The 22,582-nt window shown below is 71.8% G+C and carries 20 protein-coding genes and 2 pseudogenes; 13 read left to right on the forward strand and 9 right to left on the reverse strand.

Annotated features, from left to right (window positions below; translation table 11 throughout):
• The first annotated feature begins 96 nt into the window (after positions 1–96).
• From tkt to HEK131_RS19700, 8 genes are all read left to right on the forward strand, one after another.
• Complete coding sequence (tkt, locus tag HEK131_RS19665) at positions 97–2,172, forward strand: transketolase (RefSeq protein WP_244336363.1); 2,076 nt, start codon at positions 97–99, stop codon at positions 2,170–2,172.
• Positions 2,173–2,206: 34 nt separating this feature from the next.
• The gene (gene tal / locus HEK131_RS19670) at positions 2,207–3,349 is read left to right on the forward strand and encodes a transaldolase (RefSeq protein WP_217463815.1); all 1,143 of its coding nucleotides are present in this window, start codon (positions 2,207–2,209) and stop codon (positions 3,347–3,349) included.
• Positions 3,349–5,034: a glucose-6-phosphate dehydrogenase gene (gene zwf, locus HEK131_RS19675; protein WP_244336364.1), complete on the forward strand. Its 1,686-nt coding sequence runs from the start codon at positions 3,349–3,351 to the stop codon at positions 5,032–5,034. The genes tal and zwf overlap by 1 nt, the downstream gene beginning before the upstream one ends.
• The gene (gene opcA / locus HEK131_RS19680) at positions 5,031–5,951 is read left to right on the forward strand and encodes a glucose-6-phosphate dehydrogenase assembly protein OpcA (RefSeq protein WP_217464546.1); all 921 of its coding nucleotides are present in this window, start codon (positions 5,031–5,033) and stop codon (positions 5,949–5,951) included. The genes zwf and opcA overlap by 4 nt, the downstream gene beginning before the upstream one ends.
• Entirely contained in the window at positions 5,951–7,606 is a 1,656-nt protein-coding gene (gene pgi, locus HEK131_RS19685; protein WP_244336365.1) for a glucose-6-phosphate isomerase, read from the forward strand. The genes opcA and pgi overlap by 1 nt, the downstream gene beginning before the upstream one ends.
• A 1-nt stretch (position 7,607) precedes the next feature.
• A complete protein-coding gene (gene gnd / locus HEK131_RS19690) occupies positions 7,608–8,486 on the forward strand; it encodes a phosphogluconate dehydrogenase (NAD(+)-dependent, decarboxylating) (RefSeq protein WP_217465183.1) in 879 nt (292 codons plus the stop codon).
• Between the two features lie 6 nt (positions 8,487–8,492).
• On the forward strand, positions 8,493–9,086 hold the full coding sequence (locus tag HEK131_RS19695; RefSeq protein ID WP_244336366.1) for a histidine phosphatase family protein: 594 nt from the start codon (positions 8,493–8,495) through the stop codon (positions 9,084–9,086).
• Positions 9,087–9,208: 122 nt separating this feature from the next.
• Entirely contained in the window at positions 9,209–9,859 is a 651-nt protein-coding gene (locus HEK131_RS19700; RefSeq protein ID WP_244336367.1) for a TetR/AcrR family transcriptional regulator, read from the forward strand.
• A gap of 12 nt (positions 9,860–9,871) precedes the next feature.
• Here HEK131_RS19700 and HEK131_RS19705 read toward each other — a convergent pair whose 3' ends face one another.
• Positions 9,872–10,309: a PPOX class F420-dependent oxidoreductase gene (locus HEK131_RS19705; protein ID WP_244336368.1), complete on the reverse strand. Its 438-nt coding sequence runs from the start codon at positions 10,307–10,309 to the stop codon at positions 9,872–9,874.
• 83 nt (positions 10,310–10,392) lie between these two features.
• On the opposite strand from HEK131_RS19705, the gene HEK131_RS19710 reads away from it, so the two are divergent.
• The 3 genes from HEK131_RS19710 to HEK131_RS19720 are packed head-to-tail and all read left to right on the forward strand — an operon-like array spanning position 10,393 to position 13,608.
• Positions 10,393–10,974, forward strand: a complete 582-nt coding sequence (locus HEK131_RS19710; RefSeq protein WP_244336369.1) for a TetR/AcrR family transcriptional regulator — start codon at positions 10,393–10,395, stop codon at positions 10,972–10,974.
• Entirely contained in the window at positions 10,971–12,329 is a 1,359-nt protein-coding gene (locus HEK131_RS19715; protein ID WP_244336370.1) for an MFS transporter, read from the forward strand. The genes HEK131_RS19710 and HEK131_RS19715 overlap by 4 nt, the downstream gene beginning before the upstream one ends.
• A gap of 55 nt (positions 12,330–12,384) precedes the next feature.
• Positions 12,385–13,608, forward strand: a complete 1,224-nt coding sequence (locus tag HEK131_RS19720; RefSeq protein ID WP_244336371.1) for a serine hydrolase domain-containing protein — start codon at positions 12,385–12,387, stop codon at positions 13,606–13,608.
• Positions 13,609–13,673: 65 nt separating this feature from the next.
• On the opposite strand, the gene ribA is transcribed toward HEK131_RS19720, so the two are convergent.
• Positions 13,674–14,333 carry a GTP cyclohydrolase II gene (ribA, locus tag HEK131_RS19725; RefSeq protein WP_244336372.1) on the reverse strand — a complete coding sequence of 220 codons (660 nt, stop codon included), beginning with the start codon at positions 14,331–14,333 and terminating at the stop codon, positions 13,674–13,676.
• A 39-nt stretch (positions 14,334–14,372) separates the two neighbouring features.
• Here ribA and HEK131_RS19730 point away from each other — a divergent pair, with 39 nt between their 5' ends.
• Entirely contained in the window at positions 14,373–15,149 is a 777-nt protein-coding gene (locus HEK131_RS19730) for a creatininase family protein (protein WP_347881865.1), read from the forward strand.
• 101 nt (positions 15,150–15,250) lie between these two features.
• Here the strand turns inward: HEK131_RS19730 and HEK131_RS19735 are convergent.
• The 5 genes and pseudogenes from HEK131_RS19735 to HEK131_RS19755 all read right to left on the reverse strand — a co-directional run.
• Positions 15,251–16,213, reverse strand: a pseudogene (locus tag HEK131_RS19735) (lysylphosphatidylglycerol synthase transmembrane domain-containing protein); the annotation flags it as partial.
• Positions 16,213–17,217, reverse strand: a complete 1,005-nt coding sequence (locus tag HEK131_RS19740; protein WP_244336374.1) for a methyltransferase domain-containing protein — start codon at positions 17,215–17,217, stop codon at positions 16,213–16,215. The pseudogene HEK131_RS19735 and the gene HEK131_RS19740, both read right to left, overlap by 1 nt.
• Positions 17,214–18,395: a glycosyltransferase family 4 protein gene (locus HEK131_RS19745; protein ID WP_217465191.1), complete on the reverse strand. Its 1,182-nt coding sequence runs from the start codon at positions 18,393–18,395 to the stop codon at positions 17,214–17,216. The genes HEK131_RS19740 and HEK131_RS19745 overlap by 4 nt, the downstream gene beginning before the upstream one ends.
• Positions 18,392–18,790, reverse strand: a complete 399-nt coding sequence (locus HEK131_RS19750; protein WP_161146112.1) for a 6-pyruvoyl trahydropterin synthase family protein — start codon at positions 18,788–18,790, stop codon at positions 18,392–18,394. Before HEK131_RS19750 ends, HEK131_RS19745 begins: the two co-directional genes overlap by 4 nt.
• A 114-nt stretch (positions 18,791–18,904) precedes the next feature.
• A complete protein-coding gene (locus HEK131_RS19755) occupies positions 18,905–19,888 on the reverse strand; it encodes a zinc-dependent alcohol dehydrogenase (protein WP_244336375.1) in 984 nt (327 codons plus the stop codon).
• 107 nt (positions 19,889–19,995) lie between these two features.
• Here HEK131_RS19755 and HEK131_RS19760 point away from each other — a divergent pair, with 107 nt between their 5' ends.
• Positions 19,996–20,790 carry a CDP-alcohol phosphatidyltransferase family protein gene (locus tag HEK131_RS19760; RefSeq protein ID WP_244336376.1) on the forward strand — a complete coding sequence of 265 codons (795 nt, stop codon included), beginning with the start codon at positions 19,996–19,998 and terminating at the stop codon, positions 20,788–20,790.
• Positions 20,791–20,885: 95 nt separating this feature from the next.
• Here HEK131_RS19760 and HEK131_RS19765 read toward each other — a convergent pair.
• Positions 20,886–21,564: pseudogene (locus HEK131_RS19765) on the reverse strand (DEAD/DEAH box helicase); the annotation flags it as partial.
• Between the two features lie 27 nt (positions 21,565–21,591).
• Positions 21,592–22,581 (reverse strand): hypothetical protein, encoded by a 990-nt coding sequence (locus HEK131_RS19770; protein ID WP_244336377.1) that lies wholly within the window; start codon positions 22,579–22,581, stop codon positions 21,592–21,594.
• Between the last annotated feature and the right edge of the window lies 1 nt (position 22,582).

Genomic DNA, 22,582 nt, shown 5'->3' on the forward strand with positions numbered 1-22,582 from the left:
AGGCTGACACACCCCGACCTTTCCGCGAAAAAGTCAGACTTTTAAGTTTGAACGCGTTTGACCAGCATCCCTGCTTCTGACGAGGACTTCTTGAAGATGAGCACGCAGACCCCCGAGAGCTTCGAGTGGACCGATCTCGACCGTCGCGCCGTCGACACGGCCCGGCTTCTCGCGGCCGACGCCGTGCAGAAGGTCGGCAACGGCCACCCCGGCACCGCGATGAGCCTCGCGCCTGCCGCGTACACGATCTTTCAGAAGGTGATGAAGCACGACCCGGCCGACCCGGAGTGGACCGGCCGTGACCGCTTCGTGCTGTCCCCCGGTCACACCTCGCTGACCCTCTACACCCAACTCTTCCTCGCCGGGTACGAGCTGGAGCTGGACGACCTCAAGGCGTTCCGCACCCAGGGCTCCAAGACGCCCGGACACCCCGAGTACGGGCACACCGCCGGTGTGGAGACCACCACCGGCCCGCTCGGCCAGGGTGCCGCCAACGCGGTGGGCATGGCGATGGCCGCCCGCTACGAGCGCGGTCTCTTCGACCCCGAGGCCCCCGAGGGCACCTCCCCCTTCGACCACACCATCTGGGCGATCGTCTCCGACGGCGACCTGGAGGAGGGCGTCTCCGCCGAGGCGTCCTCGCTCGCCGGCCACCAGAAGCTCGGCAACCTCGTCTTCCTATACGACGACAACCACATCTCCATCGAGGGCGACACCGAGACCGCCTTCTCCGAGGACGTGCTGAAGCGGTACGAGGCGTACGGCTGGCACACCCAGCGCATCGAGCCCACCGCCGAGGGCGACGTGGACGTCCCCGCGCTGCACGCCGCGCTGGAGGCCGCCAAGGCCGAGACCGGGCGCCCCTCCATCATCGCCATGCGCACGATCATCGCGTGGCCCGCGCCGACCGCGCAGAACACCGAGGCCTCCCACGGCTCCGCCCTCGGCGACGAGGAGATCGCGGCCACCAAGCGCGTCCTCGGCTTCGACCCGGAGCAGACCTTCGAGGTCTCCGACGAGGTCCTGCGCCACGCCCGCCGTGCCCTGGACCGGGGTGCCGAGGCGCACGCCGCCTGGGACAAGAAGATCGCCGAGTGGCGCACCGCCCAGCCGGAGCGCGCCGAGCTGTTCGACCGCGTCTCCAAGGGCGAGCTGCCCGAGGGCTGGCAGGACGCGCTGCCGGTGTTCGAGGAGGGCAAGTCGGTCGCGACCCGTGCCGCCTCCGGCAAGATCCTCCAGGCGCTCGGCCCGGTGCTGCCGGAGCTGTGGGGCGGCTCGGCCGACCTCGCCGGCTCCAACAACACCACGATCGACAAGACCAGCTCCTTCCTGCCGAAGGGCAACCCGCTGCCCGAGGCGAACCCGTACGGCCGTACGGTCCACTTCGGTATCCGCGAGTTCTCCATGGCCGCGGAGATGAACGGCATCGCCCTGCACGGCAACACCCGCATCTACGGCGGCACCTTCCTGGTGTTCTCCGACTACATGCGCAACGCCGTCCGTATGTCGGCCCTGATGCAGCTTCCGGTCACCTACGTGTGGACCCATGACTCCATCGGTCTCGGCGAGGACGGCCCGACCCACCAGCCGGTCGAGCACCTGGCCTCGCTGCGCGCGATCCCGGGCCTGAACGTGGTCCGCCCGGCGGACGCCAACGAGACCGTGACCGCCTGGGCCGAGATCCTGAAGAGGCACGCCACCGACCCGGCCCCGCACGGTCTCGCGCTCACCCGTCAGGGCGTGCCGACGTACGCTCCGAACGAGGACGCGGCCAAGGGCGGCTACGTCCTCGTCGACTCCTCGACCGAGGTCCCGGAGGTGATCATCATGGCGACCGGCTCGGAGGTCCAGCTCGCGGTGGCCGCCCGTGACGCCCTGGAGGCCGAGGGCACCGGTACGCGCGTGGTGTCGATGCCGTGCGTCGAGTGGTTCGAGCAGCAGCCTGCCGCCTACCGCGAGAGCGTCCTGCCCGCCGCCGTGAAGGCGCGCGTCGCCGTCGAGGCCGGCATCGGTCTGACCTGGTACCGCTTCGTGGGTGACGCGGGCCGCATCGTCTCCCTGGAGCACTTCGGCGCCTCCGCCGACGCGAACGCCCTGTTCGCCGAGTACGGCTTCACCCCCGAGAACGTCGCCGCCGCCGCCCGCACCTCGCTGGCCGCCGCGCGCGCCTGATCCCACGCGACAAAGAAACACGCGACGAAGAAAGATGAGCACTGTGACCGAAGCAATCAGCACCCCCGGAGCCCTCAAGCGTCTCGCCGACGAGGGCGTGTCGGTCTGGCTGGACGACCTGTCGCGCAAGCGGATCACCTCGGGCAGCCTGGCCGCCCTCGTGACGGACGGCGGTGTCGTCGGCGTCACCACCAACCCCTCGATCTTCCAGGCCGCCATCGGCTCCGGCGAGGGCTACGAGGAGCAGCTCACCGACCTGGCGGTACGCGGTGTCACGGTCGACGAGGCCGTGCGGATGATGACGACCGCCGACGTGCGCGACGCCGCCGACGTGCTGCGCGGTGTGTACGACGCCACGGACGGCCGTGACGGCCGGGTCTCCATCGAGGTCGACCCGCGGCTCGCGCACGACACGGTGGCCACGGTCGCCGAGGCCAAGCAGCTCTTCTGGCTGGTCGACCGCCCCAACGTGATGATCAAGATCCCGGCCACCGAGGCGGGCCTCCCGGCGATCACCGAGGTCATCGGCCTGGGCATCAGCGTCAACGTGACCCTGATCTTCTCCCTGGAGCGCTACCGCGCCGTCATGGACGCCTACCTGGCCGGTCTGGAGAAGGCCAAGGAGCGCGGCCTGGACCTGTCCAAGATCCACTCCGTGGCGTCCTTCTTCGTGTCCCGCGTGGACTCCGAGATCGACAAGCGCCTGACCGCCCTCGGCACCGACGAGGCCCTCGGCCTGAAGGGCCGCGCCGCCCTCGCCAACGCCCGTCTGGCCTACGAGGCGTACGAGGATGTCTTCGCCTCCGCCCGCTGGCAGGCGCTCGCCACCGCCGACGCCAACAAGCAGCGCCCGCTGTGGGCCTCCACCGGCGTGAAGGACCCGGCGTACAAGGACACCCTGTACGTGGACGAGCTGGTCGCGCCCGGCACCGTCAACACCATGCCGGAAGGCACGCTGAACGCCACCGCCGACCACGGCGACATCACCGGTGACACGGTGACCGGCCGCTACGAGCAGGCTCGCGCCGACCTCGCCGCCGTGGAGAAGCTGGGCATCTCCTACGACGAGGTCGTCCAGCAGCTCGAGGACGAGGCCGTCGCCAAGTTCGAGGCGGCCTGGCTGGAGCTGCTGGACGCCGTGACCGAGTCCCTGAAGAGCAAGGGAGTGGACGCGTAATGACGAGCAAGTCAGCCGAGCCGAAGGCGGCGGCCACCGCTGAGGCCGAGCCGAAGGCGGCCGCCGCCGAGGCCGAGCCCAAGGCACGGAAGACGCGGGCCAAGGCGAAGCCCGCCGCGGTCCGCGAGGCCGAGGACCTCCGGGTCCCGGTCACCCCGGCCGCCGAGTGGGACAACCCGCTGCGCGACGCCCAGGACCGCCGGCTGCCCCGTATCGCGGGGCCGTCGGGCCTGGTGATCTTCGGTGTCACGGGCGACCTGTCCCGCAAGAAGCTGATGCCCGCCGTCTACGACCTCGCCAACCGGGGCCTGCTGCCGCCGGGCTTCTCCCTGGTGGGCTTCGCCCGCCGCGACTGGGAGGACCAGGACTTCGCACAGGTCGTCCATGACGCGGTCAAGGAGCACGCGCGTACGCCGTTCCGCGAGGAGGTGTGGCAGCAGCTCGCCGAGGGCATGCGCTTCATCCCCGGCGACTTCGACGACGACACCGCCTTCGACCAGCTCAAGCAGGCGGTCGACGAGCTGGACGCCTCCCGGGGCACCGGCGGCAACTTCGCGTACTACCTCTCGGTGCCGCCGAAGTTCTTCCCGAAGGTCGTCCGGCAGCTCAAGAAGCACGGTCTGGCGGACGCCCCCGAAGGCTCCTGGCGCCGCGCGGTCATCGAGAAGCCGTTCGGTCACGACCTGGAGAGCGCGCACGAGCTGAACAAGGTCGTGCACGAGGTGTTCGAGCCGGACCAGGTGTTCCGGATCGACCACTACCTGGGCAAGGAGACCGTCCAGAACATCATGGCGCTCCGGTTCGCCAACCAGATGTACGAGCCCATCTGGAACCGCTCCTACGTGGACCACGTGCAGATCACGATGGCCGAGGACATCGGCATCGGCGGCCGCGCGGGCTACTACGACGGCATCGGCGCCGCCCGTGACGTGATCCAGAACCACCTGCTCCAGCTCATGGCGCTCACCGCCATGGAGGAGCCGATCGCCTTCGACGCGGACTCGCTGCTCACCGAGAAGCTGAAGGTCCTGAAGTCGGTCCGCCTCCCGGACGAGCTGGGCGAGCACACCGTGCGCGGTCAGTACGCCACCGGCTGGCAGGGCGGCGAGAAGGTCGTCGGCTACCTCGACGAGGACGGCATCGACCCCAAGTCGAAGACCGACACCTACGCGGCCATCAAGCTGGAGATCGACAACCGCCGCTGGGCGGGCGTGCCGTTCTACCTGCGCACCGGAAAGCGTCTGGGCCGTCGCGTCACCGAGATCGCGGTCGTCTTCAAGCGCGCCCCGCACTCGCCGTTCGACTCCACCGCCACGGAGGAGCTGGGCCAGAACGCGATCGTCATCCGCGTCCAGCCGGACGAGGGCATGACCGTCCGCTTCGGCTCCAAGGTGCCGGGCACCTCGATGGAGATCCGGGACGTGTCGATGGACTTCGCCTACGGCGAGTCCTTCACCGAGTCCAGCCCCGAGGCGTACGAGCGGCTCATCCTCGATGTGCTGCTGGGCGACGCCAACCTGTTCCCGCGCACCCAGGAAGTGGAAGAGTCCTGGAAGATCCTCGACCCGATCGAGCGCTACTGGAACGAGCACGGCACTCCGGCGCAGTACGCGTCCGGAAGCTGGGGACCCGAGGAAGCGGACGAGATGCTCGCACGAGACGGACGGAGCTGGCGCAGGCCATGAAGATCGACCTGACCGACACCACGGCAAGCAAGATCAACAAGGCGCTGATCGAGGGCCGTCGCGCCATCGGCACGCCGGCCGTGGGCATGGTCCTGACGATGGTCATCGTCACGGACGAGGAGAACGCCTACGACGCCATCAAGGCGGCCGAGGAAGCCTCGCACGAGCACCCCTCGCGCACCCTGGTCGTCATCAAGCGCCACGCCCGCCTGCGCGACCGCACCGGCTCCCGGCTCGACGCCGAGGTCCGGGTCGGCTCCGAGGCCGGCGCCGGTGAGACCGTCGTCCTGCGCACCTACGGCGAGGTGTCCGACCACGCGGGTTCCGTGGTGCTGCCGCTGCTGCTGCCCGACGCCCCCGTGGTCGTCTGGTGGCCGGTGGACGCGCCGGAGGCCCCGGCCAAGGACTCCCTGGGCGCACTCGCCCAGCGCCGGATCACCGACCTGTACGCGGTCGACAACCCGCTGGAGGTGCTGGAGACCCGTGCCCGCACCTACGCGCCGGGCGACACCGACCTCGCCTGGACCCGGCTCACCCCGTGGCGCTCGATGCTCGCGGCCGCGCTGGACCAGGCGCGGGTGAAGGTGACCTCGGCCGCCGTGGAGGCGGAGGCGGACAACCCCAGCGCCGAGCTGCTCGCGCGCTGGCTGGAGGCCCGTCTGCACGTGAAGGTGGACCGTGTGGTCTCCGACGGCCCGGTGGTCACCGCCGTGCGGCTGGGCACCGAGGACGGCGAGATCGTCATCGACCGCCCGGACGGCCCCCTCGCCACGCTGACCCTGCCGGGCCAGCCGTCGCGCACCCTGGCCCTGAAGGTCCGCCCGACCTCGGAGCTGATCGCGGAGGAACTGCGTCGCCTCGACGCGGACGAGATGTACGCCATCGCCCTGACCGGCGAGGCAAAGGAGAACGCCTGATGTCCGACGCACCGTCAGACACCCCCAAGCTCACCCGGCGCCCCGAGTGGACGGCCCTCGCCGACCACCGCGCCGGCGGTCAGCCGCACCTGCGCGAGCTGTTCGCCGCCGACCCCGGCCGGGCCGAGCGTTACGTCGTCCACGTGGGCGACCTGCACATCGACTACAGCAAGCACCAGGTCTCCGACGAGACCCTGGCCCTGCTCCAGGAACTCGCCGTCGCCACGGACGTGTTCGGTCAGCGGGACGCGATGTTCCGTGGTGACCGGATCAACTCGACCGAGGACCGGGCCGTGCTGCACACCGCGCTGCGTGCCCCGCGGGATGCGGTGGTGGAGGTCGACGGGGAGAACGTCGTCCCCGCCGTGCACGCGGTGCTGGACAAGATGGCCGGTTTCGCCGGCCGGGTCCGCTCGGGTGAGTGGACCGGTCACACCGGCAAGCGGATCAAGAACATCGTCAACATCGGTATCGGCGGCTCCGACCTGGGTCCGGCGATGGCGTTCGAGGCGCTGCGTCCCTTCACCGACCGCGACCTGACCGTCCGGTTCGTCTCCAACGTGGACGGCGCGGACCTGCACGAGGCGATCCGTGATCTGGACCCGGCGGAGACGCTGTTCATCGTGGCGTCGAAGACGTTCACGACGATCGAGACGATCACCAACGCCACGTCGGCCCGCAAGTGGCTGCTGGACGTCCTCGGTGACGACAAGGCGGTCGCGAAGCATTTCGTGGCGCTGTCGACGAACGCGGAGAAGGTCACCGGGTTCGGTATCGACGTGGACAACATGTTCGAGTTCTGGGACTGGGTCGGGGGCCGGTACTCCTTCGACTCGGCGATCGGCCTGTCGCTGATGATCGCCATCGGCCCGGACCGCTTCCGGGAGCTGCTGGACGGTTTCCACACCGTCGACGAGCACTTCCGCACCGCTCCGGCCGAGGAGAACGCCCCGCTGCTGCTGGGCCTGCTGGGGATCTGGTACGGGAACTTCTTCGACGCCCAGTCCCACGCGGTCCTCCCCTACAGCCACTACCTGTCGAAGTTCACGGCGTATCTGCAGCAGTTGGACATGGAGTCCAACGGCAAGTCCGTGCAGCGTGACGGCAGCCCGGTGGAGTGGCAGACCGGCCCGGTGGTCTGGGGCACGCCCGGCACCAACGGGCAGCACGCCTACTACCAGTTGATCCACCAGGGCACCAAGCTCATCCCGGCCGACTTCATCGGCTTCGCCCGCCCCGTGGACGAACTGAGCGACGAACTCAAGGCCCAGCACGACCTGTTGATGGCCAACTTCTTCGCCCAGACCCAGGCCCTCGCCTTCGGCAAGACCGAGGAAGAGGTCCGCGAGGAAGGCGTCGCCGAGGCGCAGGTGGCCCACCGCACCTTCCGCGGCAACCACCCCACCACCACGATCCTGGCCCCCGAGCTCACCCCCTCCGTGCTCGGCCAGCTCATCGCCCTCTACGAGCACAAGGTGTTCGTCCAGGGCGCCGTCTGGAACATCGACTCCTTCGACCAGTGGGGCGTCGAGCTGGGCAAGGTCCTGGCCAAGCGCATCGAGCCCGCCCTCACCGAAGGCGCCCAGGTGCCCGGCCTCGACCCCTCCACCACGGCCCTCGTCGCCGCCTACCGCTCCCTCAAGGAAGTGAACTGACATGCAGCTCGGACTCATCGGCCTCGGCAAGATGGGCGGCAACATGCGCGAGCGCATCCGCCGCGCGGGCCACCAGGTCATCGGCTACGACCGCAACCCGGAACTGACCGACGTCAAGGACCTCGCCGAACTGGTCGAGAAGCTCGACGCGCCGCGCACCGTCTGGGTGATGGTCCCCGCCGGCACCGCCACCCAGGTCGTCGTCGACGAGCTGAAGGACCTGCTCTCCCCCGGCGACATCGTGGTGGACGGCGGCAACTCCCGCTGGACGGACGACGAGAAGCACGCCGCCGAGCTGGGCATCAAGGGCATCGGCTTCGTCGACGCGGGCGTCTCCGGCGGTGTCTGGGGCCTGGAGAACGGCTACGCCCTGATGGTCGGCGGCGACAAGGAGAACGTCGAGCGTCTCCAGCCCATCTTCGACGCCCTCAAGCCCGACGGGCCGTACGGGTACGTCCACGCGGGCCGCGTCGGTGCCGGGCACTTCTCCAAGATGGTCCACAACGGCATCGAGTACGCCATGATGCAGGCGTACGCCGAGGGCTGGGAGCTGCTGGAGAAGGCGAACTCCGTGGACAACGTCCGCGAGATCTTCCGCTCCTGGCAGGAGGGCACGGTCATCCGTTCCTGGCTGCTCGACCTCGCGGTCAACGCCCTGGACGACGACGAGCACCTGGACGAGCTGCGCGGCTACGCCGAGGACTCCGGCGAGGGCCGCTGGACCGTCGAGGCCGCCATCGACAACGCGGTGCCGCTCCCGGCCATCACCGCCTCGCTGTTCGCGCGCTTCGCCTCCCGCCAGGACGACTCGCCGCAGATGAAGATGATCGCCGCGCTGCGCAACCAGTTCGGCGGCCACGCCGTCGAGAAGAAGGGCTGACCCGCCGTGGGGGACCTTCTGCTGGTCCGCCACGGCGAGACGGAGTGGAGCCTGTCGGGCCAGCACACGAGCTGGACCGACCTGCCCCTCACCGAGCACGGCGAGGAGCAGGCGCGTTCGCTCGCCCCGCTCCTCGCCGGCCGGACCTTCGCACTCACCCTGACGAGCCCCCTCGCCCGGGCCCGGCGCACGGCCGAACTGGCGGGCCTGACCGGCACCGACCCCGAGCCCGACCTGCGCGAGTGGGACTACGGCGGCTACGAGGGCATCACCACCGTCGACATCCACCGCACCCGGCCCGACTGGGACCTGTGGACCGACGGGGCGGTGCCCGGCCCCGAGGGTCATCCCGGCGAGTCGCCCGAGCAGATCGGGGCGCGCATCGACCGGGTGCTGGCCCGCGTGGAGAAGGCGCTCGACTCGGACAGCCGTGATGTGCTGCTGGTCGCGCACGGGCACGTGCTGCGGGTGCTGACGGCTCGTCGGCTGGGCCTGCCGCCCAGCGAGGGGCGGCTGTTCCAGCTCGCCACCGGCACGGTAAGCCGCCTGTCCACCGAGCACGGACGCCCCGTGATAGCGGAGTGGAACCGGCAGCCCTGAGGCGCCGGACGGCCCGGAGCGACCCGTTGGTCGCTCCGGGCCGTTCGCATGCCCGGCGGGCCGGGCTTCTACAATCGCAGACAGACCGGTACAAGCCCCGCCCGACGGCCCGAAGGAACGCGATGACCAGCGTCGACGAACCGGTACGACCCGACAGGCGGTTACCGGACGCCGCCCGCACCCGGTCCGACATCCTCGAAGCGGCCACCGGCGAGTTCGCCCGCGCCGGTTACGACGGCGCCCGCGTGGAGGAGATAGCGGCCCGCACCCGCACCACCAAGCGGATGATCTACTACTACTTCGGCGGCAAGAAGCAGTTGTTCGCCGCCGTGCTGGAGCGGGCGTACGGCGCGCTGCACGGGGTCGAGGAACTGCTGGACGTCGGGCATCTGGACCCGGTCACCGCCGTCCGTCGCCTGGCCGAGGTCACCTTCGACCACCACGAGCGCCACCCGGACCTGGTCCGCCTCGTCGGCATCGAGAACATCCACGGCGGCGAACACCTGGCCGCCGCCCGCCGGTTCGGCCGGATCGACGCCCCCGGACTCGCCTCGCTCCGCGAGATCCTGGACGCCGGACGGGAGTCGGGGGTCTTCGCCGCCGACGTCGACGCGGTCGACCTGCACGCGATGATCAGCGCCTTCTGCTTCTACCGGGTCGCCGGACGGCACACCTTCGGCGCCCTCTTCGACCGCGACCTGGCCGCCCCCGCCCGCCGCGACCACTACCGCGCCATGCTCGCCGACATGGTGATCGCCTACCTCAAGGGCTAGGGAGCGTCTCCCCTAGCGGCGCGGCATCCCGTACGCCCGGTCCACGTGCAGCCGGACCACCAGGCGCTTGTCGCGGACCATGGCCGCGCGGTACTCGTCCCAGTCGTCGTGCTCGCCCAGCACCTCGCGGTACAGCCGCACCAGCTCCTCCACCGTCTCGTCGTACGGGTCCGCGGCCACCGGGGTCAGCTCGGCCGTGCCCTCGGCGACGGCGTAGGACCAGCGGTCGGCGCTGGTGACGTGGTACGAGGCGCGGGGGTCGCGGCGCAGGTTGCGGGTCTTGGCGCGGTCGTCGGTGACCGAGATCCGGATGATCCGCTCGGCCGGGTCGTAGGCGTGGCTGACGTTGGAGAGCTGGGGCCGGCCGTCTCGCTTGAGGGTGACGAGCACCCCGCCGTGCCCCTCGGAGAGCTGCGCCAGCAGTGCGTCCTGCGTCGTGTCCTGAGTCATACCCACGTCAACCGGTCCGGGCTCGGCCGTCATTCCCGCAAGACACGTAGACAGTGTCTACCCCTGCCTGGTAGACACTGTCCATGAACGCATCCGACGCCGGCCTGCGCGACCGTCTGGTCGACGCCGGGGTGGCCCTGGTGGCCGCCGAGGGCGCCCAGGCGCTGACGCTCCGCGAGATCGCCCGCCGCGCGGGCGTCTCCCACGGGGCGCCCCGGCGCTACTTCCCCACCCATCTGGAGCTGCTGTCCGCCATCGCCCGGCACGGCTTCACCGACCTCGGCGCGCAGGCGCGGGCGACGCTGGAGAGCACCGAGGAGGGTCCGCGCGGACAGGTGGCGGCACTGGCGCGCACGTATCTGCGGTTCGCGCTGGACAACCCCGGCATGTACGAACTGATGTTCCGTCATGACGTGCTGGAGAGCGGCCATCTGGGGCTGCGGGACACCAGCCTGCCCCTCTTCGGGCTGCTGGTGGAGCGGGTGGGCCGGGCCCGCCCGGACGTCGACGCCCGGCGGGTGACGGGTGCCCTGTGGGCCAACCTCCACGGTCTGGCCCAGTTGTGGCGCTGGGGAAGCCTGCAACTCGCCACCGGGGAGGATGACTTCGGCCCCCTGCTGGAGGCGTGCGTGGCCGCGCACCTGGGACCGGACGGCGGCCGGTGAACCGGCGGCTGACGCTGGCGTCCAGTGTGGCGGGCGCCGTGCTGGTCGCACTGGACGGCACGGTCCTCACGGTGGCCCAGCCGTCGCTGCAGCGCTCGCTGGGCGCCTCCTTCGCCGAGGTGCAGTGGACCAGCACCGCCTATCTGGCGGTCGTGGCGGGTCTGTTGGTGTTCGCGGGACGGATCGGGGACCGGTACGGGCACGGGCGGATGTTCGCCCTCGGGATGCTGGGGTTCGGGGCCGCGTCGGCGGGCATCGCGCTCGCGCCGGACATCGGCTGGGTCATCGGACTCCGGGTCGCCCAGGGGGTGTGCGGGGCGGTGCTGCAGCCCGCCACGCTGGGCATGCTGCGGCTGGCGTACCCGGCGGACCGGCTGGCGATGCCGCTGGCGGTGCGGACCAGCGCGATCGGACTGGCGGCGGCCGCGGGCCCGCTGCTCGGCGGGGCGCTGGTGAGCGGGCCGGGCTGGCGGGCGGTGTTCCTCCTCGGCGTGGTCCCGGCGCTGGTCTTCGGCACGGCCGCACTGATGGGCGGAGCGCCCGCGCAGGGGTCCGCCGCTCCGTCCGGTCCTTCGCTGGACCTGCCCGGCGCGCTGCTGCTGGCGCTGACGCTGGCCTTCCTGGTGCACGGCCTGGTGGCCTCCGGTGCGGTCATGGTGGCGGGACTGGGAGTGGCCGCGCTGGCGGGCGCCGCGTTCGTACGGCGCGAGCGACGCGCGGCGGCTCCGCTGCTCCCGCCCGGGGTGATCGGCTCGACGCCGGTCGCGGCCGCGCTGGGCATCCTGGTCGCCGCGTCGGCCGCGCTGTTCGGCACGCTCTTCGTGGAGACCTACGTACTGCAGAGGGACTTGGGCCTCGACCCGTTCCAGAGTGCCCTGCGGAGCGTGCCGTTGGCGGTGATGATGGTGGCCTCCGCGCCCTGCTGCCCGGTGTTCCTGCGCCGGGTGGGCGCGCGGTGGACGGTGGGGGCGGCGACCGCTCTGCTCGCGGCGGGCGGACTCGTCCTGTCCGGGGCCACGGGCACGTCGGCCCTGGGCTGCGCCTTCGCCCTGCTGGGGGCGGGGTTCGGCACGGTGATGGTGGCGGCCACCCATGTCGTCGTACGGCAGTCCGAGGTGACGGCGGCCGGGGTGGCGGGCGGTCTTCAGCAGACGGCGCTGAACATCGGGCCGGTGCTGGGCGTGGCGGCCGCGACCGCGCTGATGGGGGCCGGGCCGCGCGCCGCGCTCCTCGTGCTCGCCGCCGTCGCGGCCGCGGCCGTGCCGCTCGCCCGCCTGCTGCCCGGACACCGAGTCGCGTCGCTCACAAGATCCGCTGATGACGGGGTACTTGACGGTGATCATGCGCCACGATGAGCGATGAAGGCCGGCCCGGCGGGACCCGGGTACGGCAGGACCGGAGGAGAGCGCCATGGCAGAGCTGCGACAGGAAGTCGCCCCGCGGGACGTGGGGCTGGACGAGAAGGCGCTGGACCGCCTCGACGAGCACCTCGGCGCGCTCGTGGACGAGGGCCGGCTGCCCGGCTTCCTGGTGTCGGTGGCCCGTGGCGGCCGGGTCGCCCGTCTGACCACCTACGGCCTGCGTGACCTCGCGGCCGGACTCCCGGTGGAGACGGACACCCTGTGGCGGATCTACTCCATGACCAAGCCGGTGACGGCGGTCGCCGTGCTGATGCTGGTGGAGGAGGGCCGGCTCGCCCTGGACGACCCGATCGACCGCTACCTGCCCGAGTTCGCCGACCCCCGCGTCTACGAGAGTGGCTCGGGGGACGACGTACGCACCCGCCCCGCCGCCGGACCGATCCGGGTCCGGCATCTGCTCACCCACACGGCCGGCCTGACCTTCGCCTTCTACCACGACCACCCGGTGGACGCCCTGTACCGCGCGGCCGGGCTGGAGTCGTCCGTCCCCTCCGGCGCGGACCTCGCGGAGACGGTGGCGGTGTACGCGCGCCTGCCCCTCCAGTTCGAGCCGGGCACGCGGTGGAACTACTCGGTCGCCACCAATGTGCTGGGCCGGCTCATCGAAGTGGTCTCGGGCGGCCCGCTCGACGCGTTCTTCGCCACGCGCATCCTCACCCCGCTCGGCATGACCGACACCGGCTTCCACCTCACCCCCGAACAGGAGCCCCGGCTGGCCGAGTTGTACGGCGAGACGGAGGACGGCGGCATCACACCGGTGCCGGGGCTGCCCCTGCGCGGCCGTCCCCGGTTCCTGTCGGGCAGCGGCGGACTGGTCTCCAGCGCGGCCGACTACCACCGCTTCATGGAGCTGCTGCGCCGGGGCGGCGAGCTCGACGGCGTCCGCCTGCTCTCCCCCGGCACGCTCGCCCTGATGACCCGCAACCAGCTCCCGGGCGACGCCGTGCTGCGCGAGTTCGGCGCCCCCGCGCACCAGGAGCGCGCCAACGACGGCCTGGGCTTCGGCTTCAACGTCTCCGTCGTCACCGACCCCGCCCGCACCCTGGCACCCTCGGCCCCCGGCACCTTCGGCTGGACCGGCGTGGCGACCACCGCCTTCTGGGTGGCCCCGGCGCTGGACATGACCGTGCAGTTCATGACCCAGGTACGCCCGCGCACCCTGAAGATCTTCCCCGACCTGCGCCGCCTGGTGCACGAGGCGGTCCAGGACTGAGCGGACGCGACGAGTCCGGCCGTGGAGAACCAGGCCGGACTCGTCGCATGGGGGACTTGCGCGGCTCAGGAGCCGTGGGCCACCGCGTCCAGGTGGGGCAGGTGGTGGTCGAGCCGTTCCCGCTTGGTGCGCAGATACGTGATGTTGTTCTCGCTCGGCTCGATCAGCAGCGGCACCTGTTCGGCGACCTCGATGCCGTACTGCGTCAACGCCTCGCGCTTGCGGGGGTTGTTGGACATCAGCCGGACCGAGCGCACCTTGAGGTCGTGCAGCATCTCCGCCGCCACCCGGTAGTCACGGGCGTCCACCGGCAGACCGAGCGCGAGGTTGGCCTCGACCGTGTCCAGGCCCTCCGCCTGGAGCGCCATCGCCCGCAGCTTGGCCAGCAGGCCGATGCCCCGGCCCTCGTGCCCCCTCAGGTACAGGACGACACCGCTGCCTTCGGCGACCACCGCGCGCAGCGCGGCCGCCAACTGCTCACCGCACTCGCAGTGCTGGGAGCCGAACGCGTCGCCCGTCAGGCACTCCGAGTGCAGCCGCACCAGCACGTTCTCGGTACCGATGTCGCCGTGCACCAGAGCGACTTGTTCATCACCGCGGTCATGGTCCAGGTAGCCGACCGCCTGGAATTCCCCGTACACGGTGGGCAGCGGGGTATTCACGACGCGTTCCGTGCCCGAACGGCGCGGGGACTTCCCGCCGAAGACGCCGATGTTTTCTGTCATGATCTGATTCCTAAGCAGAGACGAAAGGCCGTGGGAAACATGAGTGGTTCGGGCGCGCGAGCGGCGGCCTACGGGGTGATGCCCGCGGACACCACCGAGGACGTACGGGCGCGGGGGGCGGGCGTGTCACGTCAGGTCGCCGTCCTTCCCGTGGGGAGCTTCGAACAGCACGGTCCCTACCTTCCGTTGGCGACCGACACGCTGGTGGCCTGTGCCGTGGCACGCGAGATCGCCGCCGCGTACCCGGTTCATCTCCTGCCCCCGGTGACCCTCGCGTGCTCGCACGAGCACGCGGCCTGGCCGGGGACCGTCAGCATCTCCGCCGTGACCCTGCACGCGGTGGTGCGCGACATCGCGGACTCGCTGCGCCGCTCGGGCGTGGAGTCGCTCGTCGTGGTCAACGGGCACGGCGGCAACTACGTGCTGGGCAACGTCGTCCAGGAGGCGTCCGCGCGGGGCGAGTCGATGGCGCTGTACCCGGCGGCCGAGGACTGGGAGGAGGCGCGGCAGCGGGCGGGTGTGGTCACCTCGCTGCTCACCGACATGCACGCGGGCGAGATCGAGACGTCCATTCTGCTGCACGCTCATCCCGAATTCCTCCGCCCTGGTCACGAGTCGGCCGATTTCACCGCCGACGACCGTCGTCATCTGCTCACCACGGGAATGTCCGCCTATACCGAATCGGGCGTCATCGGCCGCCCGTCGCTGGCTTCGGCGGAAAAGGGGAAGGGCCTGCTGGCCGGCCTGGTGGAGAACTTCGAGCCGTATTTCCGGCTGCTGACCTCGTCCGAGGGTCCGGGTTCGGCACTCGGGTAGCCGCGCAAGGCTCCCGCCCAGCGGACGACGAGGACGACGGCGCCGGGCAGGGCGGCGACGAAGCTGAGCACGCCGTACACCACGGCGACGGCGACCCCGCTGCTCGCGCCGAGCCCGGCGGCGGCGAACGCCCAGGCGGTGACGCCCTCGCGGGGGCCGAAGCCGCCCACGTTGAGCGGCAGCCCCATGGCGAGCAGGGCCAGCACCGCGAGCGGCAGCAGCACCGCCACCGACGCCGCGCTCCCGGCGATCCTGGCCGCGACGACGAACATGCCGAGGTGTCCGGCCAGGACGACGGCCGAGGACAGCGCGACACCCGGCCCGCTCTCCCGCGACAGCAGCCCCTGCCGCGCCTCCCGCAGCAACCCGCTCCCCGGCAGCGTGCCGGTGCGCCGGCCGGGCGCCCGGTTCATGCGGACGGCGAGCACGACCGCGAGCGCGCCCGCCCCGGCGAGCGCCACCGGCAGCGCGAAGGTGCGCAGGTCGTCGCGGACCGGGGAGGGCAGGGTGAGCAGCAGGGCGGCGCCGCAGACGGCGAGCGCCGCCTGCCCGGCGACCCGCTCCAGCACGACCGCCTTGACGGCGCGCCGGATGTCCCCGGCGCTCTGCCCGTGCCGCACCGCCCGGTGCACGTCCCCGAGGACACCGCCGGGCAGCGCCGCGTTGAGGAACAGGGCCCGGTAGTAGTCGGCGACGGCGGCCCCCAGCGGCAGCCGGATGCCCAGGCCGCGCGCCACCAACTGCCAGCGCCAGGCGCTGAACACGGTGGTGACCACGCCGATCCCGAGGGCCGCGAGCACCGTCGCCGTGTCGATCCGGCGCAGCCCGTCGACCAGCGGTCCGGTGCCGAGCCGCCACAGCAGCACGCCGAGGATGGCGACGCCGACAGCGGTGCCGATGTGGGTGCGCAGCGCCCGGCGGGGGCGAGGAGTGACGTTTCGCTCGGTGGTGTCGCACGACCGGGCGGGCGCGGGCGGCTCGAGGAGGCCCTTGACGGCTTCCTGGTCCGGGCACGCGAGATCTTCCGCGGTCGCCGGTCCGGCCGCCCCCGCCCGCCCGTTCATCACGCCTCCACCGGCCGGGGCAGGGCCAGCAGATCGCTGTGGTGCACCACGACCTCCAGCTCCCCCGCCTCGCACGCGGCCAGCCGGTCGCGCAGATAGCCTTCGGCCCGCGTCCGCAGCGCGGGCCGCTCCTCCACGGCGGCGCCGACCCAGCCCCGCAGCCACTGCGCGGTCAGCGCGGACTGCTCCGGGCCGAGCCGCCACGGGCTGGGGTTGACCCGTACGGTCGCGCCGTGCGCGGCGAACGCCTCGCCGGCCGCGGAGACGGCGTCCGGGCCGAGCAGGCCGCCCCGGCGCTGGTGGGCGTTGAACGCCTCGGCCAGGTCGGCGTCCAGCGGGTCGGCGGAGGCGAACTCGACGCGTCCGGCGACGGACAGGGTGAGCAGGGCGGGGCTGCCCGCGCCCGCGCAGGCGGCGGCCAGCGTCTCCACCTCGGCGCGGGTGAGGACGTCCAGCAGCGCGGACGCCGTCACCAGCGAGGCGCCGCTCAGCGCGTCCGGGGTGAGCCGGGCGACGTCACCGCGCCGGGTCTCGACGGTGACCCGGCTGCCGTCGGCGGCGACGCGCGGGGAGGCGACGGCCGCGAAGTGCAGCAGGTACGGGTCGCGGTCGTGCAGCACCCAGTGCTGGGCGCCGTCCAGCCGGGCCGCCAGCCAGCGGCCCATGGAGCCGGTGCCGCAGCCGAGGTCGTGGATCACGGCCCCGCCCTCCTTGGGCGGGAGTTCGGCGAGCCGCTTGGCCAGCGGTTCCAGCAGGCCGAGGGCCCGCGCGTCCGCGTCGGCCGGTTCCCTGAGCTGGAGCCACTCGGGCGCGTAGCGGGGCGCCTCATCGGGCTCCCCCTCCCGCAGCCGTACGGTGGCCCGCTCGCCGGGGCGGCCGACGGGTCCGGCACCGGCGATGACGTCGGCCGTGCCGGTGTGCTCGGTGCCGTCGCTCACCCGGTGCTCCTCCTGTGCGGCTGTGTGCGCGCCGCCCTGCTGGGTCAGCGTCGTCGGGTCGGTCATGCGGCCCTCCTGGGGGCGCCGGGGAGCCTGCCGATGACCCCGGCGAGGCTGCGGGCGGTGGCGGCCCAGCCGCCGAGCGCGCTGCGCCGGCCGCGCGCGGCGGCCTTGAGGCGGCGGCGCACATCGGGCTCGCCGAACCAGCCGCGCAGTTCGGCGGCGATGGCGGCGGGGTCCTCCGGGGGTACGAGGATGCCGGGCACGCCGCCGTCGGGGGCGCGGCCGACCGCCTCGGGCAGCCCGCCCACGTCGCTGGCGATGACCGGGATGCCCCGGGCGAGGGCCTCGGTGACGGCCATGCCGTAGGTCTCGGCGTAGGAGGTGAGCACCATGAGGTCGGCGGCGGCGTAGCTGGCGTCGAGGTCGGCGCCGGTGCGGGGGCCGGTCAGGTGCAGCCGGTCGGTCAGGCCGTGCCGCTCGATCTGGTCGCGCAGCATGGCGACGTACTCCGGGTCGGTGCCGAGGCCGCCGACCAGCGAGCAGGTCCAGGGCAGGTCCCGTACGGCGGCCAGGGCCTCGACCAGGCGGTGCTGGCCCTTGCGCGGGGTGACGGCGGCGACGCACACCAGGTGGGAGATGCCGTCGGTGCCGGGCGCCAGCGGCGCGATGTCGGCGCCGGGGGCGGCGAGGTGGACCCGGTCGGGGGCGAGGCCGTGGTGCGAGACCAGCCGGCGTACGGCCCAGTCGCTGGTGGCGATGGTGGCGGGCACCGCGCGCAGCACGGCGCGCTCGCGGGCGTCGAGGTCGGCGGCCACGGCCGGGTCGAGCCCGGTCTCGTCGCCGAGCGGCAGGTGGACGAGGACGGCGATCCGGAGCCGCTCGGCCTCGGGCACGACGATCTCGGGCACGCCGCAGGCGACCAGGCCGTCCAGCAGGACCACCGTGTCGTCCGGCATCTGGGCGAGGGTGCGGGCGAGCGACTCACGGGCGTCGGCGTCGGGGTCCGGCCAGGCGCCGGGGGCGGCGTGCCGTACGACCTGCCAGCCGAAGCCGGGCAGGTCGAGGCAGACCCGGCGGTCGTAGGCGTTGCCGCCGCTGGGCGCGGCCGGGTCGTCGACGCCGCCGGGCATGACGAAGTGCACGGTGCGCAGCGACATGGGGATGATCCCGAAGTTCTCGGTGGCGAGGGGCTGTGCGGGCACGTAGGCGAGACGGGCCCGGTCCACGGTCAGGTCGGTCACAGGTCACGCTCGTAACTCGCCCAGGCGATGTGGGACTCGTGCAGGGTCACCGAGATGGCGGCCAGGCCCTTCGCGCCCTCGCCGAGGGCGCCCTTGTGGACGCGTTCGGCGAGGCGGTCGGCGACGACCTTGGCCAGGAACTCGGTGGAGGTGTTGACCCCGGCGAACTCGGGCTGCTCGTCGAGGTTGCGGTAGTTCAGCTCGGCGGTGATCTCGCCGAGCTCCCGCGTGGCCAGGCCGATGTCGACCACGATGTTGTCCTCGTCCAACTGCTCACGGCGGAAGGTGGCGTCCACCAGGAACGTGGCGCCGTGCAGGCGCTGCGCGGGTCCGAACACGTCGCCGCGGAAGCTGTGGGCGATCATGATGTGATCGCGGACGGTGATGCTGAACAACGGACGACCCTCCAGGTGCGGCGCGTCTGGTCCCCCGAGGTTCCTGCCGGGGGTTGACGAGTAGTACGGCTCCTCGCTTCCCCGTGTTCAGCCCTCTCTCACTCTTTTCTCAGGTCAGGCCGGGTCGGGGTACCTGATGCGGTGGCACAGGGCGGGGATCTCGCCGCTCGTCAGGCGGGGCATCAGCTCGGGGAGTTCGCCGAATTCGCTCTCGCCGGTGATGAGCGCGTCCAGCGCCGGATCGGCCAGCAGGTCCAGGGCGAGCGTCATCCGTTCGGCGTAACCGCGGCCGGGCCGGGCGGCCGGGGAGACGGTGCCGACCTGGCTGCCGCGGAGGGTGAGCCGGCGGGAGTGGAACGCCTCGCCCAGCGGCAGGGAGACGCGCCGGTCGCCGTACCAGCTCAGCTCGACGACGGTGCCCTCGGGGGCGAGCAGTTCCAGGGCGCGGGTGAGTCCCTGTTCGGTGGCGCTGGCGTGGACGACGAGGTCGCGCTCGCCGGTGGCCTCGTCGGGCGTGGCGAAGTCGACGCCGAGGGCCTTGGCGGTCTCGGCGCGTGCCGGGTCGGCGTCCACGAGCTGGAGCCGGACGCCGGGGAAGCGGGCGAGCAGCGCGGCGACCGAGCAGCCGATCATGCCGCCGCCGACCACGCTGATCCGGTCCCCGATCTGCGGGGCCGCGTCCCACAGGGCGTTCACGGCGGTCTCGACGGTCCCGGCGAGCACGGCACGCGCGGCGGGCACCTGTTCGGGTACGACGGTCACGGCGCTCACCGGAACGACGTAACGGGTCTGGTGCGGATGGAGGCAGAAGACCGTTCGGCCGATCAGCGCATCGGGCCCCCGCTCGACGACGCCGACGCTGAGATAGCCGTACTTCACGGGGGCGGGGAAGTCGCCCTCCTGGAACGGCGCCCGCATCACGCGGTGTTGGCTCGCCGGAACGCCACCGCGGAACACCAGGGTCTCGGTGCCCCGGCTGACCCCGGAGTACAGGGCGCGCACCAGCACCTCGTCCTCGCCGGGCTCCGGAAGGGTGACGTCGCGCAGCTCGCCGTGGCCGGGCGAGCTCAGCCAGAACGCGCGGGCGGCGGGGTTCATCGGCATCCTCCTGAACGATCGGGAACTTGCTCACGTACCGAGAAGGGCACAGGCCGCGCACAGTACGCGGCCTTGATCGACTCTGTCACTCGGCCGGAGGATGCGCGGTGGCCCTGAACAACACGTATGACGCAAGGCTTCAGCAGGAGACCGCTGTGGGAGCGGGCGTACAGATCCTGCTGCTGGCCCTGCTCGGCACGGCCATCGGCTTGGGGGTGGCCGGCTGGCTCTCGGGGCTCGCCTTCGCGTTCGCCACCTGGGCGGTGCTCTCGCGCGCCCTGCACCGCTCCGCGCTGCGCTCCTTCGGCCCGGCGAACCGGGTCACCCTCGGCCGGGCCACCCTGGTCGGCGGGGTCACCGCGCTGGTCGCGGACTCCTTCGAGAGCGCCCCGCCGGTGACCCTGCTGGTCGGCCTGACGGCCGTCGCCCTCCTCCTGGACGGCGTGGACGGCAAGGTCGCCCGCCGCACCGGCACCTCCAGCGCGCTGGGCGCCCGCTTCGACATGGAGGTGGACGCGTTCCTGATCCTCGTCCTGAGCGTGTACGTGTCCACCCGGCTCGGCCCCTGGGTCCTCCTGATCGGCGCGATGCGCTACGCCTTCGTGGCCGCCGCCCGCTTCGCCCCCTGGCTCAACGCCCCCCTCCCCCCGTCCTTCGCCCGCAAGACGGTCGCCGCCCTCCAGGGCATAGCCCTCCTGATAGCCGGCTCCTCCCTCCTCCCCCACCCGGCGGAACTCGGCGTGGTCCTGCTGGCGCTGGGGTCGCTGGTGTGGTCGTTCGGGCGGGATGTGATGTGGCTGTGGCGGCACGGGCGGATCGGCGCCACCGAGGTGGCGGTGGACCCGAGTTCGGCCCCCGCAGAGAAGGGGCAGGCGAAAGTGCTGGAGCTGGTATCCCCTTGAGGGGGTTGAATGCCAAGGACGTCCGTTCCCTAGCGCTAGCGAGCTCGGTCCTCGGCCTCACAGCCAAGCGAAAAGCCAGATCCAGTTGGATCCGCTCAGGACAGCAGACGTGCGGGCTCAGCCAGGACGGAGCGAGCACCCTGAAAGTCCGCCAGCCGAGCTGCAACCGTCGCGACCCCCAGGCGTTCGGGGAGAGCGGCTGAAAACTTCAGTCCCCGTACTGCCCGGCGGTCCACGTCGGGAAGCACCAGGTTTTCACCTACACTCTCGCGAGCCGCGTGCCAGTCGGCCGGAGTGACGTCTTCGCGTAGGCGCACCCAGCAGTCCGTCGGGCGTTGCACAGGATCAGCGACCGACTGGAGAGTTGCACCAAGGGTAGGTAGCGTTGGCTCGGTGGCCGGCCCAGGTCCACCAGCGGACATCGCTGCCCACGCGAGTGATCAAAGCTCCGCCCGGATGCACCGTTCCGGGGGCGTCGCTCTCGCGTTGCTCGGCCAGGCTCGCCTCCGCCCGACGAGTGAGTGACACAAGCGGGTTCTCACCCAACAACACCTGGCGCATCGCGCGCGTGAGGGCATAAGACAACCCACCGATGCCGCCGTTCATCCATTTGGCAATCCCCCCTCCGTCCGCGGGTTCGACGAAGGCGCGCTTGCGCAGCCAGTCGATGCAGGTGACCTGCCAGCTACGCCCGCCGAGCAACAACCGCCGCGGTCCCGGGCGTTCCTCGGTGAGCACGCTCGGGTCGGTACGACCGATCTCGGCGCGGCCGGACCCGAGCGGGTCCTGTCAGCGGACGGTTCAAGGGCGGTGGAAGACCTCTAGTGGGCCGTAAGCAGTCGGCTTACTGTCGGCCAGCTCAGGGTGGTTGCCCACGCGGTCCCGGAGGATGCCGACGGTGTCGGGCCACACGGTGAAGTGCCCCCCGTCGCCGACGAGGATGCGGTCCCAGCCCTGGGAAGCGGAAACGCCGGCTCGGTCGATGACGAACCCGCGGCAGTCGGCCGCATCCTGATCGAGCGTGCGCACCAGTGCCGCGACCGCCTCCTCGCGGTCGGACACGGGGACGTCGGTGAGGCGCAGCGTGATGCTCTGCGTCGTCTCGTCCGTGCGTCGCACGATGCCGGTCAGGGACTGGTCGTAGCCCTTCCAGCAGGTGAACTCGGCCTTCGAGTATCGATCGTCGGCCAAGGCGGCGGCCAGGGCTGCGCCATCACCCATCAGCGGCTCACGGTTTCCGACCGGCGTCTCACGGAATCCGAAGAGGGCATTGGTCAGCGGGTGCACGGCGGAGAGCCCGGCGGTCTCCAGATGCGTGAGAAGCTGATGGGCGCGCGCGCTGTCCAGTTTCGGCACGTACCAGGTGAAGAAGCCCGCAGCCTTGGACGGGGCCACGGCGGGGGCGTGGTCCGGGAACTCCTCCTGGAAAATGTGCCTGGCCCGTTCGTCGGGCACGACAGGGACCGTGTAGTGGTTGGCCCGGACGTGGTTCAGGAATTCCTGCGGCAGGGCAGCGTGGTGACGACGTACGTAGTACGTGAGATCGACGGGCCAGAGCCAGGTGCCATCCGTCATCAGGGATCCGGAGCCCACGATCCACTCTTCGCCGGTGAGGACATCGCGCTCGGCGCCCATCGTGGAGTAGATCTCCAGGGCCGATTCCAGGTAGGCGAGGACACGGTCCTCGTCCCAGGGCCCACTGTCCTGTACGGCATCTCGCAGCGACGGCGCATCGTCTGCCGTGGTGGCCCGACCGCCGATCTCCCGATAGAAGCCCGCTCGCTTGATCATT

The sequence above is a fragment of the Streptomyces seoulensis genome (genome assembly GCF_022846655.1).
Lineage (GTDB): Bacteria > Actinomycetota > Actinomycetes > Streptomycetales > Streptomycetaceae > Streptomyces.

Excerpts from the sequence above, each read along its gene's own strand:
- tkt (WP_244336363.1), top strand. The coding sequence starts at position 97 with ATGAGCACGCAGACCCCCGAGAGCTTCGAGTGGACCGATCTCGACCGT.
- tal (WP_217463815.1), top strand. The coding sequence starts at position 2,207 with ATGAGCACTGTGACCGAAGCAATCAGCACCCCCGGAGCCCTCAAGCGT.
- zwf (WP_244336364.1), top strand. The coding sequence starts at position 3,349 with ATGACGAGCAAGTCAGCCGAGCCGAAGGCGGCGGCCACCGCTGAGGCC.
- opcA (WP_217464546.1), top strand. The coding sequence starts at position 5,031 with ATGAAGATCGACCTGACCGACACCACGGCAAGCAAGATCAACAAGGCG.
- pgi (WP_244336365.1), top strand. The coding sequence starts at position 5,951 with ATGTCCGACGCACCGTCAGACACCCCCAAGCTCACCCGGCGCCCCGAG.
- gnd (WP_217465183.1), top strand. The coding sequence starts at position 7,608 with ATGCAGCTCGGACTCATCGGCCTCGGCAAGATGGGCGGCAACATGCGC.
- HEK131_RS19700 (WP_244336367.1), top strand. The coding sequence starts at position 9,209 with ATGACCAGCGTCGACGAACCGGTACGACCCGACAGGCGGTTACCGGAC.
- HEK131_RS19705 (WP_244336368.1), bottom strand. The coding sequence starts at position 10,309 with ATGACTCAGGACACGACGCAGGACGCACTGCTGGCGCAGCTCTCCGAG.
- HEK131_RS19710 (WP_244336369.1), top strand. The coding sequence starts at position 10,393 with ATGAACGCATCCGACGCCGGCCTGCGCGACCGTCTGGTCGACGCCGGG.
- HEK131_RS19720 (WP_244336371.1), top strand. The coding sequence starts at position 12,385 with ATGGCAGAGCTGCGACAGGAAGTCGCCCCGCGGGACGTGGGGCTGGAC.
- ribA (WP_244336372.1), bottom strand. The coding sequence starts at position 14,333 with ATGACAGAAAACATCGGCGTCTTCGGCGGGAAGTCCCCGCGCCGTTCG.
- HEK131_RS19730 (WP_347881865.1), top strand. The coding sequence starts at position 14,373 with ATGAGTGGTTCGGGCGCGCGAGCGGCGGCCTACGGGGTGATGCCCGCG.
- HEK131_RS19740 (WP_244336374.1), bottom strand. The coding sequence starts at position 17,217 with ATGACCGACCCGACGACGCTGACCCAGCAGGGCGGCGCGCACACAGCC.
- HEK131_RS19755 (WP_244336375.1), bottom strand. The coding sequence starts at position 19,888 with ATGAACCCCGCCGCCCGCGCGTTCTGGCTGAGCTCGCCCGGCCACGGC.
- HEK131_RS19770 (WP_244336377.1), bottom strand. The coding sequence starts at position 22,581 with ATGATCAAGCGAGCGGGCTTCTATCGGGAGATCGGCGGTCGGGCCACC.